Source organism: Sneathiella sp. HT1-7, assembly GCF_020731145.1.
Taxonomy (GTDB): domain Bacteria; phylum Pseudomonadota; class Alphaproteobacteria; order Sneathiellales; family Sneathiellaceae; genus Sneathiella.
Map to the genome: position 1 here is coordinate 108,077 of NZ_JAJFZN010000002.1, position 21,268 is coordinate 129,344.

The 21,268-nt window shown below is 49.1% G+C and carries 20 protein-coding genes and 1 tRNA gene; 7 read left to right on the plus strand and 14 right to left on the minus strand.

Annotated features, from left to right (window positions below; translation table 11 throughout):
- Nucleotides 1-5: 5 nt before the first annotated feature.
- The 3 genes from LKE13_RS05710 to LKE13_RS05720 all read left to right on the plus strand — a co-directional run bounded on the left by LKE13_RS05710 (nucleotide 6) and on the right by LKE13_RS05720 (nucleotide 2,681).
- Complete coding sequence (locus LKE13_RS05710; RefSeq protein WP_227949079.1) at nucleotides 6-968, plus strand: alpha/beta hydrolase; 963 nt, start codon at nucleotides 6-8, stop codon at nucleotides 966-968.
- Nucleotides 969-1,041: 73 nt separating this feature from the next.
- Nucleotides 1,042-1,716 carry a nitroreductase gene (locus LKE13_RS05715; protein WP_227949081.1) on the plus strand — a complete coding sequence of 225 codons (675 nt, stop codon included), beginning with the start codon at nucleotides 1,042-1,044 and terminating at the stop codon, nucleotides 1,714-1,716.
- Nucleotides 1,717-1,820: 104 nt separating this feature from the next.
- Nucleotides 1,821-2,681 (plus strand): alpha/beta fold hydrolase, encoded by an 861-nt coding sequence (locus LKE13_RS05720; RefSeq protein ID WP_227949082.1) that lies wholly within the window; start codon nucleotides 1,821-1,823, stop codon nucleotides 2,679-2,681.
- Between the two features lie 97 nt (nucleotides 2,682-2,778).
- Here the strand turns inward: LKE13_RS05720 and LKE13_RS05725 are convergent, their stop codons facing one another.
- The 6 genes from LKE13_RS05725 to LKE13_RS05750 all read right to left on the minus strand — a co-directional run bounded on the left by LKE13_RS05725 (nucleotide 2,779) and on the right by LKE13_RS05750 (nucleotide 9,060).
- On the minus strand, nucleotides 2,779-3,651 hold the full coding sequence (locus LKE13_RS05725; protein WP_227949084.1) for a DUF2189 domain-containing protein: 873 nt from the start codon (nucleotides 3,649-3,651) through the stop codon (nucleotides 2,779-2,781).
- A 391-nt stretch (nucleotides 3,652-4,042) separates the two neighbouring features.
- Nucleotides 4,043-5,383, minus strand: coding sequence for a TRAP transporter large permease (locus LKE13_RS05730; protein WP_227949086.1), 1,341 nt, complete (start codon nucleotides 5,381-5,383; stop codon nucleotides 4,043-4,045).
- A 6-nt stretch (nucleotides 5,384-5,389) separates the two neighbouring features.
- A complete protein-coding gene (locus LKE13_RS05735; RefSeq protein ID WP_227949088.1) occupies nucleotides 5,390-5,875 on the minus strand; it encodes a TRAP transporter small permease in 486 nt (161 codons plus the stop codon).
- A gap of 34 nt (nucleotides 5,876-5,909) precedes the next feature.
- A complete protein-coding gene (locus LKE13_RS05740; RefSeq protein WP_227949089.1) occupies nucleotides 5,910-6,986 on the minus strand; it encodes a C4-dicarboxylate TRAP transporter substrate-binding protein in 1,077 nt (358 codons plus the stop codon).
- Nucleotides 6,987-7,148: 162 nt separating this feature from the next.
- The gene (locus tag LKE13_RS05745) at nucleotides 7,149-7,931 is read right to left on the minus strand and encodes an enoyl-CoA hydratase-related protein (protein WP_227949091.1); all 783 of its coding nucleotides are present in this window, start codon (nucleotides 7,929-7,931) and stop codon (nucleotides 7,149-7,151) included.
- Nucleotides 7,924-9,060, minus strand: a complete 1,137-nt coding sequence (locus tag LKE13_RS05750) for an aromatic ring-hydroxylating oxygenase subunit alpha (protein WP_227949093.1) — start codon at nucleotides 9,058-9,060, stop codon at nucleotides 7,924-7,926. The genes LKE13_RS05745 and LKE13_RS05750 overlap by 8 nt, the downstream gene beginning before the upstream one ends.
- Before the next feature lie 378 nt (nucleotides 9,061-9,438).
- On the opposite strand from LKE13_RS05750, the gene LKE13_RS05755 reads away from it, so the two are divergent.
- Nucleotides 9,439-10,458: an alpha/beta fold hydrolase gene (locus LKE13_RS05755; RefSeq protein WP_227949095.1), complete on the plus strand. Its 1,020-nt coding sequence runs from the start codon at nucleotides 9,439-9,441 to the stop codon at nucleotides 10,456-10,458.
- A gap of 161 nt (nucleotides 10,459-10,619) precedes the next feature.
- Here the strand turns inward: LKE13_RS05755 and LKE13_RS05760 are convergent, their stop codons facing one another.
- The 6 genes from LKE13_RS05760 to LKE13_RS05785 form a co-directional block, all read right to left on the minus strand.
- Entirely contained in the window at nucleotides 10,620-11,000 is a 381-nt protein-coding gene (locus LKE13_RS05760; protein ID WP_227949097.1) for a VOC family protein, read from the minus strand.
- Nucleotides 11,001-11,140: 140 nt separating this feature from the next.
- Nucleotides 11,141-11,746 carry a TetR/AcrR family transcriptional regulator gene (locus tag LKE13_RS05765; protein WP_227949099.1) on the minus strand — a complete coding sequence of 202 codons (606 nt, stop codon included), beginning with the start codon at nucleotides 11,744-11,746 and terminating at the stop codon, nucleotides 11,141-11,143.
- Nucleotides 11,747-11,748: 2 nt separating this feature from the next.
- Nucleotides 11,749-12,393, minus strand: coding sequence for a DsbA family protein (locus LKE13_RS05770; RefSeq protein WP_227949101.1), 645 nt, complete (start codon nucleotides 12,391-12,393; stop codon nucleotides 11,749-11,751).
- 242 nt (nucleotides 12,394-12,635) lie between these two features.
- Entirely contained in the window at nucleotides 12,636-13,199 is a 564-nt protein-coding gene (locus tag LKE13_RS05775) for a carboxymuconolactone decarboxylase family protein (protein WP_227949103.1), read from the minus strand.
- 414 nt (nucleotides 13,200-13,613) lie between these two features.
- Complete coding sequence (locus LKE13_RS05780; protein ID WP_227949105.1) at nucleotides 13,614-14,816, minus strand: CaiB/BaiF CoA transferase family protein; 1,203 nt, start codon at nucleotides 14,814-14,816, stop codon at nucleotides 13,614-13,616.
- A gap of 7 nt (nucleotides 14,817-14,823) precedes the next feature.
- The gene (locus tag LKE13_RS05785) at nucleotides 14,824-15,609 is read right to left on the minus strand and encodes an IclR family transcriptional regulator (RefSeq protein ID WP_227949107.1); all 786 of its coding nucleotides are present in this window, start codon (nucleotides 15,607-15,609) and stop codon (nucleotides 14,824-14,826) included.
- Nucleotides 15,610-15,803: 194 nt separating this feature from the next.
- Between LKE13_RS05785 and LKE13_RS05790 the strand changes: the two genes are divergently transcribed.
- The 3 genes from LKE13_RS05790 to LKE13_RS05800 all read left to right on the plus strand — a co-directional run bounded on the left by LKE13_RS05790 (nucleotide 15,804) and on the right by LKE13_RS05800 (nucleotide 20,213).
- Nucleotides 15,804-16,796, plus strand: coding sequence for a TAXI family TRAP transporter solute-binding subunit (locus tag LKE13_RS05790; protein ID WP_227949109.1), 993 nt, complete (start codon nucleotides 15,804-15,806; stop codon nucleotides 16,794-16,796).
- Nucleotides 16,797-16,870: 74 nt separating this feature from the next.
- A complete protein-coding gene (locus LKE13_RS05795; protein ID WP_227949112.1) occupies nucleotides 16,871-18,769 on the plus strand; it encodes a TRAP transporter permease in 1,899 nt (632 codons plus the stop codon).
- A 316-nt stretch (nucleotides 18,770-19,085) separates the two neighbouring features.
- On the plus strand, nucleotides 19,086-20,213 hold the full coding sequence (locus LKE13_RS05800; protein WP_227949114.1) for an NADPH:quinone oxidoreductase family protein: 1,128 nt from the start codon (nucleotides 19,086-19,088) through the stop codon (nucleotides 20,211-20,213).
- A 166-nt stretch (nucleotides 20,214-20,379) separates the two neighbouring features.
- On the opposite strand, the gene LKE13_RS05805 is transcribed toward LKE13_RS05800, so the two are convergent.
- Both LKE13_RS05805 and LKE13_RS05810 read right to left on the minus strand, forming a co-directional pair.
- Nucleotides 20,380-20,470 (minus strand) — tRNA-Ser (locus LKE13_RS05805).
- Nucleotides 20,471-20,501: 31 nt separating this feature from the next.
- Entirely contained in the window at nucleotides 20,502-21,224 is a 723-nt protein-coding gene (locus tag LKE13_RS05810) for a tetratricopeptide repeat protein (RefSeq protein WP_227949116.1), read from the minus strand.
- Nucleotides 21,225-21,268: the final 44 nt, after the last annotated feature.

Below are 21,268 nucleotides of genomic sequence, written 5' to 3' on the forward strand. Positions count from 1 at the left end.
TAGTCATGAAAGATTTGATTGTTGAAGAATTCATGGTTCCTATCGGGGACCATGAACTATCCATTTTCTTGCGGAACAAGCGACGGACGGATGCCGTTCTGGGACGGCCAGACCGTACTTTGTTGTTTGTGCATGGGGCAACATATCCGTCGTCTGTGACCTTCGACTTTGCCGCGGGGGGCTACTCCTGGATGGATACGTTGGCTGAGGCAGGGTTCGACTGCTGGCTTATGGATATCCGCGGCTATGGGCGATCCGATCGACCGGCGGAAATGGAACAGGCGGCGGACGCCAACGGGCCGATTGTGCATACGGATGTCGCGATATCCGATCTTGGTATGATGGTTGACTATATTCTGGCGAAGCGCAGCATAGAGAAACTGCAACTGCTGGGATACTCATGGGGAACCTTAATCGCAGGTGCGTACACTGCTAAAAATAATGCCAAGGTCGAACGACTGGCTCTCTATGGGACAAGTATGCTGAATTCTGGCGCGTCTCTCATTGGAAATGATAGGCCAACGACGGCCTATCGCTATGTGGATGCTCAGTCGATTAAAGCTCGCTGGGAGCATGGGCTGAAACCAGCAGAGATTGCGGATATTATCGAGCCAGACTGGCAGCAGCAGTGGCTGGATGAAGCGGTCGCCAGCGATCCTAAATCTGGTGAACATGATCCACCAATGCTGCGTGCGCCGACGGGTGTGGTGGATGACAAGGTATGCCGTTGGTCGCAAGGTGTGTTCCAATATGACCCAGCTGAGGTCAGGGTTCCGACGTTGGCTATTGTGGGCGAAAAGGATATCGAAACGACGGCTGAGGGGGCGCTCGCGCTCTATCATAAACTGATCAATGCTCCCCATCGCCGCTATACGATCGTTGGAAAAGCAACACATTCCGCATTACTTGAACGGCGGAGGGATCAGCTTTTTCGGGCAATACAGTCCTTTCTTGAAGAGGAATTTTAAGGTAAGGATTATATATCTCTCTCGCAAGGATTTCCTGCGCCAACAAAATATTTACAAAAATAAGAGAAAAATAATGGACTTCGATACTATCGTGCGCGGAAGGCGCTCTATCCGCGGCTATAAACCGGACCCAATTCCAAAAGATGTACTGAAGGAAATAATCGACATTGCCGCCCGCGCGCCGTCTTCAATGAATACGCAGCCATGGCATTTGCACGTAATCAGTGGGGAGCCCTTGGATCGCATCCGTGCAGGAAATACAGAGCGGAACCTCGCAGGCGTACCGTCCTCCAGAGAGTTTCGAGTTGAAGATAAATATGAGGGTGTTCATCGCGATCGTCAGGTGAAAGTGGCCGTTCAGCTTTTTGAAGCCATGGGAATTGAGCGGCATGACGCGGAACGGCGTCAGGAATGGGTACTTCGGGGCTTTCGTCAGTTTGATGCGCCGGTCTCTGTGATCGTTGCTTACGACAAAAATTTGCAAGGGGATATCCGTCATTTTGATCTTGGGGCAATAACCTATGGGTTGGTACTTGCCGCCTGGAGCCGGGGTATCGGTGCCGTTATCAATAGTCAGGGTATTATGCAATCACCTGTCGTGCGGGAGCATGCTGGGATCCCCGAAAATCATGTGATCCAGACGGCAGTTGCTATGGGGTATCCGGACGATAGCTTTCCGGCGAATGCGGTTGTCTCCACCCGCAGGCCGGTTGAGGAAGTTGCAACCTTTATCGGTTTTGAAGATTGAAGGTAACCACTTCTTTCGAGCCATTACTGTGGATAGACCGTAGCGGGTAAATCATCATATAATGCGCCTTAACATGATTAGGTAAAGAATACGGGGAATAGCCCATGGGGCCGATTTCAAATAGCTATATTTCGCAGCGGATTAAGCTTCATTATGTGGACTGGGGAAATCCAGAGGCACCGCCGTTGTTGCTTATCCATGGTGGGCGGGATCATTGCCGGAACTGGGACTGGGTGGCGGAAGAGCTGCGTCACGACTGGCATATCATTGCGCCGGACCTTAGGGGGCACGGAGACAGTGGCTGGTCCACGGATGGCAACTACAATGTCCAGAGCTATGTATATGATATCGCCCAGCTTATCCATCAAAAGGAATTGAGCCCGGTAACGATTGTTTCTCATTCTCTCGGTGGCAGTATTGCGCTCCGCTATACGGGGCTCTATCCAGAGAATGTCAGAAAGATTGTCGCGATAGAGGGGCTAGGATCATCCCCAAAAATGATAAAGGAGGCGCAAGCCGTCCCGATGGCCAAACGCTGGCGTGACTGGATTGATCAGAAGCGAGCGGCAAGTGGTCGTTTGCATCGCCGCTATGATACATTTGAAGATGCCCTTGCACGCATGAAGGCTGAGAATAAGCATTTGTCAGACGAGCAGGCCCTACATCTGACAACCCATGCCGTCAACCAGAATGAAGATGGTACATTCAGCTGGAAATTTGATAATTATATGCGTGTTTGGGGACCGTCTGACATCAGCCAGGAGGACACCCAAACATTGTGGAGCGAAATCACTTGCCCGACAATGCTGTGCTACGGCAATGACAGCTGGGCGTCAAACCCTGTTGATGACGGGCGTATAAAGCATTTCAAGAATGCCATCGTGAAAAATTACAATAATGCGGGGCATTGGTTACACCATGACCAGTTTGATAAGTTCACAGCGGATTTGAGAGACTTCTTGTAACGGCTTGAGAATAGTGTGCGGTCGTTGCTATATGTGCTGACTTCCCAAAAGAAGAAGGGAGCATCGCTCACACATCCTCTCGTCCATGCCCAAAAATTCACTCAATCCCTGCAATGGTGCCGGTGGGATGGGATTCACCTTCCGGAAGATCTTCTGACATCACCTGCTTATAGGCATGCCAAGTCGCGTGACCGATGAGCGGTAGGGTGACAATCAGTCCGACCCCTGCTGTGGCCAAGCCAATTCCGGTGAAAACAACGATAATAGCAGCCCAAAGAAGCATTGCGTTCCGGTTTTGTGTGACGGCGTAGGCACTGGTAATGAGCGAGGGCAGTAGCACTGATTTCCTGTCCATCATCATCGGCATGGCGAAAGCTCCCACAAGAAATATACAGGTGGCAAAAACCGCACCAACAATGGCTATTGATATTCCGAAATAGACGCCTTCCATACTGAGCGCGCGCGTCAAGATGATGCGCCATTCTGGCATGATGCCCGGAAAATTCAGTGCAAAAACTGTAAAGGAAATGCGTATCCAAACCTGAAATACAAAGGCGAGGGCAACGCCAAAACCAAAGATCCCTAATTTATTATAGCGCGCGGCGGTAACTGCGGCCATAAAGGATACCTTCTCTCCGGCTGCGTATTGGCGGCTAATCTCGTAAAAACCGATTCCGACAGCAGGTCCTACAAGAAGAAAACCAGTCAGGCCAGGCAGGATCAGATAAGGCCAGCCCATGAAGTAAAATCCGAAGGATAAAATCAGCCCGAAGATAATAAAGAGGGCGGCATAACTTACACTGACAACAGTATTAGCTTTCAGGTCTAACCAACCGGCGGTGAGCCAACTCCAGACGTCTTCCGGCCCCACGTCGCTTACCAAAGCCATCTCCTTTACAAGGAAGTTGGCTTTCATTGGCCTATTTGTCAGTGTTTCTTTTGTGGGCGTGATAATTTTATCTCTCATCATGCATCCCTCCCCAAGCATACACATATCCATGCAGCTTATGAGCAATCCGGGACTCAGTAAAGCTTCCTTAAAATAAAGAAGAGGCTATATCTGAGGACGGTTCGGAACCAGCACATGCAGGTAGTTAATCCGGATATGTGATGAATTCTATCTCATAACCAAAGCTGTCGTCTTCGCGCGCCATAATGGCAAATAATTTGAACCCCGCGCACACCACCATCGCCAATCATTAGATTGTCGTACTTTAGCGCTAAACGACAATAGGTGACGTTAAAGGGTAAACTCGGAACTATCAGGAAAATTAGCTAGTTCCGAGTTTATCCTATCCGTCTATTAAGCGAAACTCCGGATCTGTTTGCACTCTAATACAAGAGATATTCGCATTGGAAAATCAATTCAGTGCGTTCGGTAAGAACAGACTGATTTCCGGTACGAGTATCAACAGCAGCAAAGTCAAAATATCCATAACGAGGAACCAGAGGACGCCTTTGAATATGGTTTCAAGCTTAACTGTGTCACCAATCACCCCTTTTAGAATATAGACATTCAGTCCGACAGGCGGAGTAATTAGACCGATTTCAAGCAATTTAATCATGATGACGCCAAACCAGATCAGGTCATAACCCAGATTTTCGATCACAGGCACAACCACTGGCAACGTCAATAGCATGATCCCGAGTGGGTCCATAAACGTTCCAAGAACGACATATACCAGCGACAGGGCTAGTAGGATAACAATCGGCGGATAATCGAGCGATAGCGCTAAATCCGACAAGAAACCAGCAACCCCGGTAATAGCAATAAAGCCAACAAATATTTTGGCGCCTATGACAACGGCAAATATACTGGCGGATTGGGTCACTGTTTCAAGAATCGAAAGCTTCGCTTCTTTTGCCTTCAATCGTTTGGAAAGGGCGGCTAGACCCCACGCACCTGCGGCACCAACGGCGGCGGCCTCTGTCGGGGTTACTATACCGGCATAAATGCCACCCATCACAAGTACAAACAGAAGAATTATCGACCATGTACCTTGAAGGGATTTGTAGCGTGTATCCCAACTAACATTTTCAGGAGGCGGCGCTATTTTCGGGTTAATCAGGGCCCGAATGACGATCATAAGAATGTAGATCAATGCAGAAAGAATACCGGGTACCAAGCCTGCAAGAAGAAGCTTTCCAACGGATAGTTCGGTAAACAGGCCATAGATAATCATAAGAATACTTGGCGGAATTAGGGATCCCAGCGTACCGCTGGCGGCGATTACACCTGTTGCCAGTCCCTTGTCGTATTTGTAGCGAAGCATTTCCGGCACGGCGAGTTTACCCATGGCGGCAGCCGTTGCCAGGCTAGAACCACTGACTGCAGCAAACATTGCGCAGCCCATGACAGAAGCGACGGCGAGCCCCCCCGGAAGCCGGGACAGCCATGCACGAGCCGCATCATATCCATCACGTGTAAATCCGAAATGAAAGGCGACGTAGCCCATCATCAAAAAGAGCGGAATGGCAACAAGGGAGAAGGAGGCAACGAATGAGTAGGGTTCAAACGCGATATAGTTTATCGCCGCCTGCCAGCCCCGTTCGAGATTGGCTTCCCGACCTGCAGGCCATCCAATAGCCAGAATGAGACCAACAAATCCGACGACCGCAAGCGCGACCGCAATTGGAACACGAATAATAATTAGTAGTAAAAGTACGCCGATTCCGCAGAATCCGAGAGTAATGGGATCCATAAAAATTTACTTTCTGTTCGTGAGCTCAAGCCCGGCTTTGACCACGTCTATTGCAAACCGAAGCGTAAACATGAGAATGCCGACAAAAAATATGAAACGGACCGGCCATTCCGGTAATGATAGCGGGCCTTCCATATAATTTCCGGTAATCCACGCATCCAGAAAGTAGTGGAATGCTGAATAGGTCATGATCGCGAAAAACGCGAAACCAAGCAGAAAGCCGAAGGCGTCGAGGATCAGGTTTACGCGGTCGGAGAGTTTATCTGTGAACAAGGTCACCATGATGTGTTCGCGTTGTGACTGCACAAAAGCGAAAGGCAAGAACACGACGAACACCATGAGGAACTCATTCATCACCACATCGTCTGGTATTGGGGCGCCTATGACGTATCGGCCTAATACAGACAATGTGGTGATTGCAAGCATGAGCATAACGGCTATGCCGGCAACTAGAACGAGAGATTTCTCGAAATAGTGAAAGCTGTTTTTCATCTATTTTCCAGATTAATTAGTTACGAAATACAGCTCAACGGTTCCAAGGATAGCCCTTTTCTTCGAGCTCCTTCTGGTATTTTGCGAAAGTCGCATTGTACTGATCAATGACACTCTGGGAATCGATACCCTTGGCATCTGTTCTTTCTTTCCATTCAACGACCAGCTCTTCTGCCGCAGCTCTCCATTTCGCGCGCTCTGCCTCATCAAGAGTGGTAATTTTCATGACTTTACCGTCAATGCCTTTGAGCAATTCGGCGCGGGCAGAAGCGTTATCTTCGATCAGGGCTTTGGAGTAATGTTCAACAAACTCCTCGCTGACTTCCGTCATGATATTCCTGATGTTTTCAGGCATTTCATTCCATTGCTGGCGATTTATACCTGCACCATATCCAACAACCTGCCCCATGTTGACTTCCGTTACATAGTCCGCAACTTCATAAAATTTATATGAACGGGTCGCAAACATGTAGGTAGCACCGGCATCAACTGTACCGCGGTCCATAGCCTGATAGATTTCGCTATGACCGAGATTTACAGGAATGGCGCCGAGGTTTTTCAAAAGCGTAATAAAGCCGGCAGTCGCCCGGATTTTTTTGCCATCGAGGTCAGCAGCTGATTTGATCTCAAAGTTTGAAACAATCTCGCTGGGGCCTGTGGTGAAGTTAGCCAGCAAATGAATGCCGTTCTTCTTCATCTCGTTGGAAAGCTCTGGCATTGTTCTTTGCAGATCTTGCCAAGTCCTGAGCGTAACCCAGATATCGCCAGCGACAAACGGGATGTTTCCGTAGTTCCATACCGGCATTTCGGCAGGGTTGTAAGGGCCCATTATGGTTCCCGCATCTGCAAGGCCGGTAGAAACGGCCCTCAAGGTTTCCTTGCCCTTGGATAGCGCTTGGCTCCAGAAAAATTCGATTTTTACTTCGCCGTTTGTGCGTTTCTCAATTTCAGAAGCCCACCATTTCAAGGATTCTGCCCGCGCTCCGCGTGGCGGGCCGAGTTCGCTGTAACGGAGGTGATATTCTGCATATGCATTCGCGCTGAAAGCACACAAAGTGAACAGCGTTGCCATAAGAGCGAGGCTCTTGGCTAACTTAGATAAAAGTTTCATTGTTTTTCCCTGACTAGAAAATTCTGTCTGTGCCTCGGTACGTTTATTCTTTGTTACTTGGTCGTACGAAACTACGTCGGAATGGTGGTATAGAATTTAAAAATAGTCAATAGGTTGAGTGTAAATTCGGGCGCGCCGATTTTTGGTTTAATGCGTTTCCGCCTACTTCCCTTTAAATTCTGCCGGACGGTTTTCCTGGAAAGCTTTAACGCCTTCCATAAAGTCGTCAGTCTTAAATGCTTGTCCCTGACATGCTGCTTCAAACCTTAATGAATCAGCAATGCCATTACCTTGGGCGAACGCAATTTGCCGTTTGATCAGACCCAATGCTACTGAAGGGCCATTCGCGAGTCGTTGAGCCAGACTGGTTGCCTCATCAGGAAGCTTATCGTCGTCGACAACCTGCCAAATCAAGCCCCATTCTTTAGCTGTTTCGGCGTCGATGGGCTGATCCCCGAACATTGCAAGGGCAGTAGCCTGAGCAGTTCCGAGCTTTTGAACGAGAGACCAGGACATGCCACCATCCAAAACGGCACCAATTCGCGAAAAAGCGGTCAGAAGTTTCGCCGAGCGGGCGGCGATCAAGATATCCCCCGATAGCGCCAGCCCGCAACCAGCGCCTGCGGCCGCGCCATTGAGAGCAATCACAACCGGAACCGGCACTTCTCGAACAGCGAGAATAAGCCGATTTATTCCCGCCATCATTTGCCCTTCAATAAAATCCCGCCGATCCGCGAGTCCGCTTCCCTGCAAGTCCGCCCCAGCACAAAATCCTCGACCTGAGCCGGTTATCATTATTGCCCTGGCCGAACGGCTCGCAGTGACATCCATTATGGCGTCTGTTAGGTCATTTATCAGCTCTGCAGACATGGCATTCATCTGTTCCGGCCGATTTAGCGTCAATCTCAATAGATTTCCCTCAGTCTCCCTAATCAATTCAGCCATTTGGGTCGTTCCTTTTTACAAGATGGTCATTAAGAGTTTCATGAAAATGGACGATTGCTTTTTCATAATATCCGAAAGTGAAATGACTGTTGGCCTTGGAGCCTAAACCTATTTGTATCGTGCGGGCAGCTTCCCGATCTTCCTCAATGCCAGAATTCTTGACGAAGCCGGCGTCGCGGATTGCAACATCCAGATCGACGGGAATACCCTGTGTGTCAAGGTTGCGCATACGGTATACAACTGACCGGGTCTCGATAGGGGACACCGGCTCCAGCACGACGAGTTGCGTATGATTGGAGAGAACGGAGAGGTGAGTATTGGGAAAGAGTTGGTAAACATCTGTGGTCATCCCGTTGATACGCCGTTTTTCACGCGGAATGTCTCGCAGTTTATTTATGCGGCGAAACGGGAAAATAATACGGGAGTTGGTTCCAAAAACCTCTACGACATTTACGTTGTCCAAGCCGTAGGGGAAAAATGTACGGTTATGAAGGCTCTTGATATGGTACCCCTCCATTGATGTTTCTGCGATGAGTTTCCAATTCGCGGCATCCGTATATTCACCGTGGTCGAACATGTCCTGCCGAGGATCGAGGATGTCCGGCAATGCGTCGAGAGCGCCATTCGAAAGTGGCGCGTCCTGTGTTACAAACACAAGACCTCCGCGCTCTTCCGCCTTAACGGGGATCAACCCATGTTCCGCCATATCCACACCGGGAAACCCTTCTTGGCCGGGAATATGTTTGAGATTTCCCTCTAGGCCATAAGTCCAGGAGTGATAAGGGCATACGAAAGCGCGGGCACAGCCGTTCCCGTTTGCGACGGCCATTCCCCGATGTCGGCAACTGTTGCGGAAGGCGCGCACAATACCGTCGTCCCCGCGCACTACGACAATCGGCGTTAATGCGGCTGTACGGGCAACAAACGATCCATTCTCTGGCACGGCCGCAGAGGGGCAGAAAGGGACTGGCAGGCGGCGCAGCATCTCTACTTCCGCCTGAAAGCGTTCCTCTGAATGATAATTTTCAACCGGTTCGCGCCAAACGTTTTCTCCCACGTCTGTGGTTTTGGCATCTAAATGTGAGAAAATTCTGTCGATAACATCGGCATCGCTTAGTATCATGGCCATGGTTTAGCTCTTATAATTATTTATATTCAGGACGTATGCTATCTGACTTGTTTGGTTCTTGTCCACTCAGTTGAATTATTGTCACTGCCCTGACTAAGTTAGACATAGTGTTTTGTCTTTAATTTTATTATTCACCCTGAATGTATGTATCGACTACGAAATCTGGCAGTTTTGTTCGAAATGCACAGGCGATCTTTTTGGGGTCAATAGGAAGTCTCATTCAGATGACCGACGATATAGAGGGCATGTGAATGGCGGTCTTGGAAAAGTAAAGTAGATAATTACACCTTACGAAGCACTCAGAGAAAAGCTATATTCAAAACTCAAAATGGATCCCCCTTAGCCGCGCCCCGCAGGCAGCAAATATTAGGAGCGAATATGTCGACTGTTGGTCACTCAATTTTTGAGCTTGAGAATCTGACGCTGCAACGAGGCATCACTTTGCCGCGGGCAGAGATCGCCTACCAGACATATGGCCGTCTCGCCGATGATAAATCCAATGTCATTTTGTATCCAACTTCTTACGGCGCCCAGCATTACGATACCGAATGGCTGATCGGCCCTGGCCGGGTTCTTGATCCGACAGACTGGTTTATCATCATTCCTAATATGTTTACGAATGGTCTGTCGACGTCGCCGTCCAACATAGTCGCACCGTTTGGCCCGGATCGTTACCCTCTTTTCACCCATTGGGATAATGTCCATGCGCAAGAACGCCTGCTCACCGAGGTTTTCGGGATCGAGCGGATAGCGCTCGCCTATGGCTGGTCTATGGGGGCGCAACAGGCATTGCATTGGGGCGCGATTTTTCCTGATCGGGTTGAGCGGATTTGCTCGGTCTGCAGTTCCGCCCGCACCTCAGTACATAATCAGCTGTTTCTTCAAGGTGTACGCGTGGCATTAACGGGCGATCCTCATTGGCAGGGAGATCATTTTTCGGCTCACCCGGTGCGCGGCCTCAGAGCCATGGGCCGTGTCTATGCCGGGTGGGCGATGTCGCAGGCGTTCTATCGTGAGAAACTATACGAAGGGGTTGGTTTCAATTCGCTAGAGGATTTCCTCGTGCGCAGTTGGGAGGCTAATTTTCTCCGTCGTGATGCTCATGATTTGCTGGCAAGCCTGGATACATGGCAGGCGTCGGATATCTCGGACAATGATATTTATCAGGGCGATCTGGCACGGGCGCTGGGGGCCATAACAGCCAAAACCATCGTTATGCCTTCCAAAACTGATCTTTATTTTACACCTGAAGACAGCGCGCTGGATGCCGCGCAAATGCCGAACGCTGAATTCCGATCAATAGAATCAATCTGGGGCCATCGTGCTGGCAACCCGTCGCAGAACCCGGAAGATGAGGCAGCTCTGCGACAGGCGGTCGAGGATCTGCTCAAGGACTGACTAGAGGTCCTCTTGGGCAGGCTTGGCATTATCCCACCCCTAACCAAATGCTTAATTGAAGCCAACTAGACGGAAGACACGGGGCGCCCCTCTTCTGGGCGAACCGTCATTTTACATTATAGCGAAGCATGAGGCGCAAGATATGAAGTCTAATGACTAATTTACTTCATGCGATGGAGAGCACAAATTTTATTGCCCGTTGGATCTCGTAAGTAAGCAAGATACAGGTTGCCATTAGCACTTTCGCGAACTCCAGGAGGGTCCTCGCACGTAACGCCGCCGTTAGCTAGGCCAGCGGCATGCCACTTGTCTGCCTGATCCGTATCCGATGCCGCAAAACCGATCGTACTGCCATTGCCGTTGCAGGCCGGCTTTCCGTCAATAGGTTTGCTGATCGAGAACACGCCTGTTTTTGTGCGGTAGAAACAACGACCCATGCTGTCAATCACACCAGGCTCATGACCTAGCTCCCCAAGGATTGCATCGTAAAAGACTTTTGCTTTCTCAACATCGTCGGCGCCAACCATTACATGACTAAACATTTTAACCCCCATTATGGTATTTGATATTAGTTAGTTAGCCATGATGGTATCCTGTGTACTCATAGAATACAAACAACAACCCACCCAATAATAGGCAAAAACCTCAGAAGTAAATTTGAGAATTATTCACTCAGGGCGGGCTATGATGTTGCATTTACCCGCAGGTTTTCGATCTCCAAAGCCATGTCCTCGGCCAATTGGATGAAATCTCCAGTATCCATCCCCTGATGCAAAGCCAGTCGCAGCGCGGTCACATTGGCTTGAAAACGGCGAGCCAAGCGGTTTGGATCAGCATTGCTACTTAGCTCGCCCGTGTCTAGGGCGGCGGAAAAAGCGGCAGAAAATTCGTTTTGCATTGCACTTAGATATTCGCGTGTCGCGGCGGCAATGGCAGGGTCGGTCGTACGCGTATCAACCAAGGTTTTGGTCAACATGCAGGCTTGCCGGGACATATCATTCGGAGCCAGTCGTGCATAGGCACGAAAATGATCGGCCAGGGCATCCAGCGGCGAGGCTGCGCGCAAGACCTGATTGCGAAACCCTGCGCGGGATTTTGCGAAATAGCGCTCTAGCGCCAACATGTATAGGTTTTCTTTACTGGAAAACGCCGCATAAATGCTGCCAGGCTTCATCGTCAGCGCTGCTTCCAAATCTTTGAGTGAGGTTGCGTGAAACCCTTTCTCCCAGAACAGTACCATGGCTGCGTCGAGAGCAGTTTCACGATCATAAGGGGCTGAACGGGGCATGGTTAGGTGGTTTCTTTAGTCAGTTGGACCAGGATTTTTGTGTAATTGTCGACCCCTTGCGCGCCTGTGATAAGGTGTTTCTGGTCAAATACCATTGCCGGTACGCCGCGAATACCTTGTTGGATCCAGAAATTCTGCTCCTGCCGGACGTCAGACGCAAACCGTTGTTCTTCCAGAACCGCCAGTGCTTCGGTTCGATCAAGCCCAGTTTCCCCGGCTACATCAGCCAGAACCGCCATGTCAGACAAGTCCCGCCCCTCAGTGAAATGTGCAGTGAATAACGCCATCTTCAGATCATTCTTGCGCCCCTGTTTGTCAGCCCAATGAAGCATCTGGTGGGCATTGAACGTGTTATGCATGCGCATGTCTTCAGTGAACCTGAAATCAAAACCAAGATCAGTGCCAAGCTTAGTCATCTGCTCCCGACTCTGCGCTGATTGCTCCGGAGTTGAGCCATATTTCTCGATGATATGCTCGCGAGTATTCTGGCCCTCTGGTGGCATCTCGGGGTTCAGTTCGAATGGGTGCCAGTGGATATCATGGGCGGTGCCCGTAGCTTCAAGTGCTCGTGCTAACTGTTGATACCCAATGATGCACCAAGGGCACATCACATCGGATACAATGTCGATGCGGAGTGGTGTTGTCATGTGATAATCCTTTTATCATATCCGAGGTCGCTACGGTCGTCTTCTTATCATAATCGCAAATAATCGGTGCCAAAGACCAGTGAAATCAGTTTTTCCGTCAAGTTGATTTGATCGGAGCCCGCTTTTTCAGGCCAAGAAAAGACTGGGATTTTGCCAGGAAAATTGGGAGCTTGAAGCATTCATGTTTAACTTTTGCGAAGGTATTAGGGCAGAGGAACTCTCTGCCCTAAAATATTGTATAGCTAGGCGGCCTTGGGCGCTCTCTCCCACGTATATTTTTGGAACACTTGATCAATTGGCGTCTGGGCAAAATGGTTGGTATAGTTGGACATAAGTTTTTGTGCGGCACCGAGAATAACTTCCAGGATATTGGTCTGGCTGAAACCCGCCGCCAGGAAGGCTTGTGTATCAGCCTCGTCCACAAAACCACGATTGCGAATAACCAGTAAGGTGAAGTCGCGCAGCGCTTCCAACTTAGCTGTCGGCAGGGGAGTCTCATTACGCAACGCCTCAGTGATCGCGTCATCAATCTTCATCATTTTGGCAATACCAGTATGCGCAGGCACACAGTAATGGCAGTCCTGCTCAACATTCACCGTTTGCCAAACGACAGTTTTTTCCTCGTCAGTCAGGCTTGTCGCCATGAATTGTTGATGGGCAAAATTATAGGTAGCCAACAGACCCGGAGCATCAGCCATGATAGCATGAAGCCCGGGGATACGGCCGTTGTTCTTCAACGATTTTTCCAGGTGCGGCTTAGAATCTTCCGGGGCTGTTTCAATAGTGTGTTTGATGAAGTCAGTCATTTTCTTACCTTTTAATTTTGAGTTTAGATTAATTGGTTTTGTACGGGATTAGTGCTGGCTGGGGACGATGACATAGAATTTGTCTAGCCTGCCTTAACCGGCTGCGACTTGATTGGTGAGTTCAATTTGGATGCAACAAATGGCTCTAATAGTGATCGCATAATCCTTGTATTTCTCTTTCAACGTCATTGTTCGAGTCCTCTGTCATGCTGTGCTGGTGATGAAATAGTCACATTTGAGTGATTACTCAATATCTAGTTTGAGTAATCACTCAAATGTGAAGTCAACAGCGTAGAACGTACATAAGGTGCCAGCGTATCCCGGCCAATCGGCGGAGCGAAGTTGAAGCAATTACTGGTAATGCCGGGCCCATCCTCTAAGAGTCCAAGAAGCTTTACAGGGGAGGATATTCTGTCAGATTGCCCTCTTACTTTTAAGCTCGGTAATTCGGTCTTCACTTATGCCAAGAGATTTATAAACATCATCAGTGTCCTGCCCATGTACAGGGCCGGTACGGGATACGGAGCCCGGCATTTTAGCGTATTTCGGGGTAACGGCCTGCATGGCAACCGGCCCGAGTTCCGGGTCGTTGACCTTGATAATGGCGTCACGGGCCTTAAACTGCTCGGAGTTGAAAATGTCTTCAATCGATAGTACCGGGCCACCGGCGACTCCGCCTGCTTTCATTTCCTCAAGAGCTTCGCTTTGTGTCTTGCCCGCGAACCAGGTGGCAACGATTTCATCCAGTTCATCCGCATGCTTTACCCGATTGCTGTTGGTCTTAAAGCGAGGATCGGTAATCAGTTCGTGCCGCCCAATTTGACGGGCAAAATTTTCAAAGATTGACTGGGCCGATGCGCTTAAGGAAATCCATTTACTGTCTTTTGAGCGATATATGTTGCTGGGGCCAGCATATTGGCTTCGGTTTCCGGACCTTTCTCTGACGTGCCCCAGTTGATCATACTCGATCGGGAGGAATTCCAGCAGACGAAACATTGATTCGACAAGGGACAAATCGATAACTTCACCGGGCGCTTCCGGATGTTTCGCCTTGTGCCAGCACGCCATAATGATACTGAGAGCACCAAAAATCCCGGTGGTTGCATCCGCGATAGGAAAGCCGATATGCATGGGTCCGCTCTCGGGGTAACCACAAAGATAGGTGAAGCCAGAGAAGGCTTCCGCCACACGTGCAAAGCCGGGACTCGTCGCATTGGGGCCTGTTTGTCCATATCCGGATACGCGCAGGATGATAAGGCCCGGGTGACGTGCCTGAAGTACCTCGGGTGAGAGACCGTATTTTTCCAATGTGCCGGGCCGGAAATTTTCTACGAGCACATCAAAATTGCCGATGATTTCAAGAAGCAGTTCCCGACCTTCAGGCTTACGTATATCCAGCGTAATACCTTTTTTGTTTCGGTTCGTAACCTTCCACCAAAGAGGTTTACCATCCTTGTGCGGAGGTAGATCACGTAAGGGATCCTCTTTATCTGGAAGTTCGACCTTGATAACTTCAGCACCAAAATCGGCTAAGAGGGTGGAGGCCATAGGTGCTGCGAGCATAGTTGCAAGGTCGAGTATTTTCAGGCCGGATAGAAGTTGTGGTTTGGCGCTCATTTTTTCCCTATCTGTTGATGGAATCATATTCTTTGCCGATCAGTTTTGCTGCCTTCATTGCGGCAGGGGCGCATTTATCTCTGTAGGATTTGTTGTATCTGTTGCGGGGCATAGCAATTGCTATGGCAGCAATTACTTCTCTGTCCCGGTTATAAATTGGAGCTGCAACGCCTGCGGCCTCCTCGGCCCATTCCCCTTGCGCGGTGCCCCATCCGTTGTTTGTGATGAAATCCAGCCGTTCCAGGAGGACTTGTTTTGTCAGACCGTATTCTTTCGCAATCGAGTCCGTTTCAATAAATGCATACAGGGTTTCCAGTTCGTCTTCTTTCATACCGGATACAAGACAGGCTCCGGACCCACTTAAATAGACACGATTACTCCTGCCCACTTCCATCACATAACGAACTGGTTGTAGGCTTGGCTCGGTCGCAATGACAACGCGATCCCAGCCTTCGCGGACTAATATGGTGGCTGTCTCTCCTGTCTCTTCGCGTGCTTTACGTAAATGCTTTCTGGATATTTCTGCCAGTCCATTCCGGTCAAGTATTGCGTCTACGAGTGACAGGCACCCAAATGAGAGAGAATATCGATCACTTGCAGGGTCCTGGACGAGCAACCCTTCATGCGACAAAGTCCGAGCAAGTCGAAACGTCGTGACTTTGTTAAGCTTCAACTCATCCGTCAACTCTTTAAGAGACATGTCTCTGCTGCCTCCTTTAAAGGCTCTTAGTACGGCGACCGCTCGGCTGACCGTTTGCAGATACTGCGTAGGATAGGTCTTTGGCGGGTTCACAATAATTTCTCCTGCATGTTGCTTCCCAATCTTTCGGTGCAATCAAATGACTCAGCTTGCCATGCCGATTGATGGTTCTTGACTATATTAGCTATTTTGCGATATTGTTTCAATATAAGATATAGAGTTACATATAATGAAACATAAGGCAAGGCTATGTATGGCCTAAGTCTATTTTTTGGAGGAGGAAAAACATGAAGATTGTTAGACATTTGTTTGCGGGCGCTACCTTGCTGCTTACTCTCGCTGCGCCTTCAGCATTCGCACAAGACCATCCTATTAATATTCCGTCGGGTCCTTTTGGAACAGGTAGCAACACCCTAAGCGGCGCTATGGAGCAAATCTCGAAGAAGACGAATGCTAAGATTCAGGTCGTCGCGGCAGAAAGCCCAGGGCTGGTATTTAATTTGAAGCAACTCAAGGCAGATCCGGCAACCAAGCCAGATACCCTTACGCCTTATACTTTTGGTCTTGCCTATCTTGCCGAGAACGGCCTGAAGCCGTTTAACGAGCCGACACCAGCGCCGAAACTTCTGGCGACTTATCTGTTGGGTTCTGTCTGGTTGGCGACATTGGACGAGAATATCAAGGAGCCAAAAGATCTGATTGGAAAGCGCGTAGGGTTGGGCCGGCCTCCGCAAATCTTGTGGACAATTGAACCTGAACTAATCATCAAGCATGGTTGGGGGCTCGACGGACAAATTGATATTGAATATCTTGGGACCAAGCAAGCCGCTCAGGCATTGCTGGATGGCACTGTAGATGCCGCCATCATCGGTGGATATGCCGATCCAATTAACAAGACTTTCAGCCCGAGCCCTCAAACATTGACGGTTGTCGGTAGCGGAAAGACGCTCTACCACATTCCGTGGGGAGAAGAGGCAGTTGCGAAGACGATTGCTGCCGGTGTCGGGATTAATAAGCTTACTATTCCGAAGGATGCAATCGCTGGTGTAAATGCAGACATGTCTGGCTTTTTTGACCCCATTGCATGGGGTGCCTATCCGGAGATGCCTGATGAAACTGCATATGAAATTACAAAAATGATCATCGAAAATGTCGGCATGTTTAAGGAGTATCATGCCTTAGGGAAATTAATGTCGCGCGAGTCTCTCGCCTATGGCGTTGATCCTTCTAAGATACATCCGGGCGCGCTCCGTGCTTATAAAGAAGCCGGTTTGAAATAATATAAAATCATACTGTACCTCCCGTCGGTAGCATTGCCGACGGGATTACCAGCCTATTATTTGGGGGATCCTTCATGGATAAAGGGTTTGATCGTGTTATCAGAATAGCGGTCTATGTCGTCGCCTTGGCGATGGTGGCGTATCATATGCTTAGCGCATATGGAATTCTGCTTGGAAGCATTGAACATCAAACTGTGCATTTGGCCTTTATTTTTGGACTCACCTTTCTTGTTGTTGTCCGCTCGGCTGCTGGGCCTGTTCGCCGCCTTATTTACCTGGGCTTTCTTGCTTGTGGTCTGTTTGTCACGGCATATGTATATGTCAATCTGGACGCCTTGGAACAGAATGTGGGTTTCCCCACCCCGACAGATATCGCGATTGGCATTCTAATGATTGTCCTTACATTTGAGGGGACACGGCAGGCTTGGGGATGGATTTTGCCGGTAGTTGCATTTGTGTTTGTTGCGTATTTCCTGTTCGGCAACTATCTCGGCGGCCCCCTCTATCACCGGCAATTCTCCCTGGGTTATGTAATTTCATATTTGTCGATCGGATTTTCGGGCATTTACGGCACGTTTCTATCTATCTCAGCGAACCAAATATTCCTGTTTGTTGTGTTTGGCAGCATGATGGGACTTTTGCGGATAAATGATTTTCTGTATGAGCTTGGCAAGCTTGTTGGACGGCGTGTCGCAGGTGGACCAGGCCAGACTGCCGTCGTCTCCAGTTCTCTTATTGGCATGGTTTCCGGCGCGGCGGTTGCAAATGTTGCCATCACTGGCGCCTTCACAATCCCTTATATGAAGCGGGCGGGATATTCAGCTCCCCTTGCAGGCGCGATTGAAGCGACTGCATCCACCGGCGGACAATTAATGCCTCCGGTCATGGGCGCCGCGGCATTTCTGATGGCCTTTTTTGTTGGGGTTCCCTACACGGATATCATGATCGCTGGCCTGATTCCGGCAATACTGTTCTACGTCGGAGTGATGCTGTCGGTCCAGTTTGCCTCCACTGCAGCCGGTATAAAAGCTCCGCGAGAGATGCCGAATTGGTCAGTTATTCGGCGCGGAGTTCCGATGTTTGTTATTCCTGTTGCGATCCTAACCGGCTTGCTCTTGTTTCGTTTCAGCCCGGCGTACGCCGCGTTCTGGGCTATTTGTACGGTTGTTGTTTTGAGTTTTTTTCGATCTGGCGGTCGACCAACCGCTTCAGAATTTCTCGAGGCAGTGACAGATGGCGCAATCGTAGGTGCCCAGATTGGAATTTCCCTTTGCATTGTTGGCTTAATCTCGCAGACACTGATAACCACAGGTCTTGGCGGTAAGATTGCTGGCCTGGTTGAAGTTTTCAGCGCCGGCAATATTGTTATTGGCTTGCTGTTGACAATGGTCGTATCACTTATTTTGGGATGTGGCGTTCCGCCAGTTGCCGCATATAGCCTTGTTGCCCTTGTCGCGATTCCTACCATTATAAAAATGGGTGTGCCGGTCATGGCCGCACATTTTTTCTGTTTCTATTTCGCAATCATTTCCGCTGTAACTCCCCCAGTTGCCATGGGCGCTTTGGCCGCTTCGGCGATTGCCAAGGCGAATTACTTCGCCACGGCGATGAAAGCGTTTAAACTTTCACTCGCCGGGTTTATCATCCCTTTCTTTATTGTCTTCAACCCGGCAATGACCTTGCAAAGCACAGATATGCTGAATGCGATTATGTCTATCATCGCTATTTTCGTTGTATTGGCTGTCGGCACGGCGTTGCTTTATGGGACCGGTGCGGTTCGCTTTAGCGGAAGGGATTGGCTGTTTGGAATAATCGCTGTGGGAACCAGTATTGCCTACGCTTTGTGTAGAAACATCTTATCCGCAGAAATTGAACTGGTCTTATTCTTGATCGGATTTGCGTTTGCAGTGTTGTTATTCATGTCGCAGGTTCGTCAAAAGCGATTGGTTGTCAACAATCTTGCACTTAGGTGATGGTAATTAGGCGGCGTTATTCTGCTGAGAAAAATTGTTATCGAGAGTCATCACGCGATAATGCCATGATCCAAAAATTCAGAGATATAATAAGTTCAATTTAGATCTATTAGGAAGCTGCTAGGATTGTTCTGGCAGGAATATGACTAGGTGTCCAGACGCCCAAACTAAGCGCCTGCACCCGGAGCATGTGCGGGCAATTTGTATGACAACTCCTCAATTTAGGAGTAAACAAAATCATATTCCTGCGCTATTCATAAACAAATGCGTATCGTGAAGCAGTGGGCTCAATAATAAAAAAAAGGAAATGCCTGGGATGCACCAAGGACAAAAGCTCGTTCTCAGCCAATATGGTGAGGACAGAGAAGACGCGATAGAAAACGATCTGAAGCTCGAAACGTTCCCAAAACCTGAAGTCGGAAAACTTCAACCTCACGAAGTAATTATTGGCATTCATAGTGCGTCGGTTTCATTCGTCGATTTACTGATGTTGAGCGGGCAGTACCAAACAATGGTACCGTTGCCATGTGTTCCGGGGATGGAATATTCCGGGGTGGTGCTTGCAACTGGTCGCGATGTCGATGTGAATAAGCTCGCTGTCGGTGATAGGGTTTTGAGCGATTTTCTGGTGACAGGCCCTCGAAGCAAAGGCGCCTATCAGGCGGAAGGCGGATGGCAGTCTTATGCGATTGCGCCGGAACACGGCGTCCATAAGTTGCCGGACAATCTGTCATTTGATGAAGGGTGTAATTTACTGCTGAACTACGAAACACCCTATTACGCATTTATCAACCGTGCAAAGCTTCAAGCGGGGGAAACAGTTTTAATCACGGGAGCTTCCGGCGCCGCAGGGATGGCGGCAATACAAGTTGCAAAGCTGCTTGGCGCAAAGGTAATTGCGACCGGTCGATCCGATGAAAAGCTGGCACAGGTTAAAAAATTCGGGGCCGATCACGTTATTAATACTTCCCCCCGGCCCGGTGAAGCGGGCATCCCAAAGTTCCGAGAAGAAGTGAAGGCATTGACCGGAGGGCGTGGGGTTGAGGTTGTATTCGATACCGTCGGCGGTGATGTTTCAGAGGAGGCGATGCGATCGCTCGACTTTGGTGGCAGATTGGTAATCATCGGATGGGCCCAAAATACGAAAGTTGCAAAAGGGGGCGGAAAGCGCGGCTCTGACAATGCGGATCGGCTACCGACAAACATTATGCAGATGAAGGGTCTTTTTGTCATGGGATCGCCTATGGTAATTCATTCCGGGCGTGATCCCTCCATACGCGTCCCTCGTCTTGAAAGCATCTTTAAGGGGGCAAATGATGGTCTCCTGACGCCCTTTGTGTCGCATTGCTTTCCTATGGAAGACTATAAACGCGCGATGTATGCGAAGATCTCCGGCGAAGTCAACGGCGGCTGTGTATTAAATCCATGGACATTCTCATTATGATTTTGCGGGCTTTTAGCTGTAAATCATATGTCTAACCAGACGGTGATTAAAAGAAAGCGTTTCTTTTTGGCTAACTAGGAGCGGCGACTGAATGCAATGTTTGGATTTGTTCTCACGTCAATTAGGCAATATAAGCTTTAAGTACACTAGAGCAGAATCTGGAAAATGGTGCCCAGGGGCGGATTCGAACCACCGACGCGCGGATTTCCAGTCCGCGTGGATTTAGCTTTTTGAAAGATAGTTTGAACCGTAGTCCTTGCTATGAACTGAGAGTGAGGGCTATTTAATTCAGCAATTTTTGTAGCTGTTGTCGATGCAATAATTGGCTAACTTTTTAGCTTTTTCGATTGCTTCTTTTGTCATTTTGTTCTCAAGCCGTTGTTTTAATTTGTCTGCTCCGTAATGTCCTCGCCCGGAAGCGACTGAATACCACATTAGAGATCGTTCATAATCTTTCTCAACTGCCTGCCCATAATAATACATTCTGCCGAGGCTGAATTGAGCATCGATGTTTCCTTGACTTGCTGCGAGCCGATACCATTTCAACCCTTCTTCATAATTTGCCGTGACAAAACGATTGTTTACATACATATCACCAAGGATATTTTGTGCTAACGCGAACCCTTGCTCCGCTGCCATTGTGAACCATTTGCGTGCCGCTTGATAATCTAAGGGTACCCTCTGCCCACGAGAATAAATGAGCCCCAGACTATTTTGAGCGACGACATCACCGGAATTTGCTGTGGCCTCAATTTCCCGGATTGCAACACTGTCTGATTGTAGCACTCCTTGCCCTTCGTATTCAGCGTCTACTATGGCAACCGCTCTGTCGCATTTGTCTATATTCGGGGCTTTGTTTGGATCCAGATCCCTCTTATTGTCAGCATAGCCTATATTGAAAAACCGATCGGTTGCGTACCAGGTTTTAATAGCCTTGATTTTGTATGATGGGTTGCCGCCAGCATAAAATTGCGAGCAGAGCTCACTATGGCTCGTATTCCACCCAACCATATAGGGGTTATGGCTTTTAAAGTTTGTTGAAGGCTCAATTGTTG